Annotated in this window: 1 protein-coding gene and 1 pseudogene; both read left to right on the top strand. The window is 78.5% G+C overall.

All coding sequences use genetic code 11. From position 1 onward, the window contains the following. Window positions 1-398: ATP-binding cassette domain-containing protein (locus ACFU6K_RS38700; protein WP_380671310.1), on the top strand; the 398-nt coding region annotated here is incomplete at its 5' end. Then, window positions 395-1528: pseudogene (locus ACFU6K_RS38695) on the top strand (ABC transporter permease); the annotation flags it as partial. The gene ACFU6K_RS38700 and the pseudogene ACFU6K_RS38695, both read left to right, overlap by 4 nt.

The raw sequence follows: 1528 nt of genomic DNA, 5'->3' as shown, positions 1-1528 counted from the left end.
CGGGCCGCCGTGCCAGCCGGGAGGTGCTGGCCGCGTTGGAGTATATGGGCATCGGCGAGCTCGCCGACCGCTTCCCCGACGACATGTCCGGCGGCCAGCAGCAGCGCGTCGCCATCGCCCGCGCCCTGATCGGCGAGCGCCGGCTGGTGCTCGCCGACGAGCCGACCGGCGCCCTCGACTCGGCCACCGGCGAGGCGGTGCTCGCCGTGCTGCGCGCCCGCTGCGACGCCGGCGCCGCCGCGATGATGGTCACCCACGAGGCGGCCCACGCCAGTTGGGCGGACCGGGTGGTCCACCTGCGGGACGGCGCGGTCGCCTCGGAGGCCCCCGGCCGCCGCTCCTCGGCCCGCCTCGCCGCGGTGCACCCGTCCGGCGCGGTCGGCGAGGTGGCGCGGTGAGGCTCGGAGCCTGGCGGGTCGCCCTGCGCATCGCCCGCCGCGACGCGCTGCGCGCCAAGGGCCGCAGCGCGCTGATCGCCGCCATGATCGCGCTGCCCGTGCTCGGCGTCACCGGCGCCGACGTGGTCCACCGCAGCGGGCAGCTGACCCCGGCCGAACGGGTCGAGCGGGTGGTGGGCGGCGCGGACGCCCTGGTCACCTCGCTCGACCCGGGCACCCCGGTCGAGCAGGCCCCGATCGCCGAGGACGGCGCCTTCTCCGTCCCGGCCCGCCCCGGCGACAGGCCGACGGCCGAGCAGGAGAAGGGCGCGAGCACCGACCCGGCCGCCCTGGTCGCCGCACTGCTGCCGCCCGGCAGCGCGCTCACCCCGGCCCGGCCCGGGCCGGAGGCCGGCGCGGACTCGCCCGAGGGCCTGGTCCGCACCCTCACCACCGAGGCCGACCTCGGCGACCCGATCTGGCGCGGCCGGCTCGACCTGGTCGAGGGCCGCGCCCCGGGCGCCCCGCACGAAGTCGCCGTCACCCGGGCCTTCCTGAGCCGCTCCGGACTCAAGCCCGGCGCCACCACCACCCTCCAGGGCCTGGAGCGCACCCCGTACACCATCACCGGCGTCGTGGAGCACCCGAGCGAGCTGGGACGGGTCGAACTCGTCGCCCGGCCGGGCGAGTTGATCGATCCGCTGAACACCGCGCTGGCGGGCGGCGGGTCCGCCGCGGAGAAGCCCTCGACCACCCGGTCCGGCTGGCTGGTCCGGCTGCCGTCCGGGGCCTCCCTCGACTGGGCCGCGGTCCAGCGGTTCAACGCCCACGGCTACACCCTGACCGCGCGCTCGGTGGCGATCGCCCCGCCGCCCGAGCAGGCCGTCCCCTACTACCGCGACGCGTACCGCTACCACGACCCGACGGCCGCCAACAACACCCGGATGGTCGTCGCCGTCGTCAGCGGCATGGCGCTGCTGGAGGTCGCCCTGCTGGCCGGGCCCGCCTTCGCGGTCGGCGCCCGCCGTTCGCGCCGCCAGCTCGCCCTGCTCGGCGCGGCCGGCGGGAGCCGGGCCCACGTCGGTGCGGTGGTGCTCGGCGGCGGCCTCGTCCTCGGCGCCGCCGGGGCGGTGGTCGGCGTGGTGCTCGGC

It is taken from the genome of Kitasatospora sp. NPDC057512, from assembly GCF_042802135.1.
Lineage (GTDB): Bacteria > Actinomycetota > Actinomycetes > Streptomycetales > Streptomycetaceae > Kitasatospora.
The sequence above is the reverse complement of the archived record's forward strand: the minus strand, read 5'-3'. Positions and strand labels throughout refer to the sequence as shown.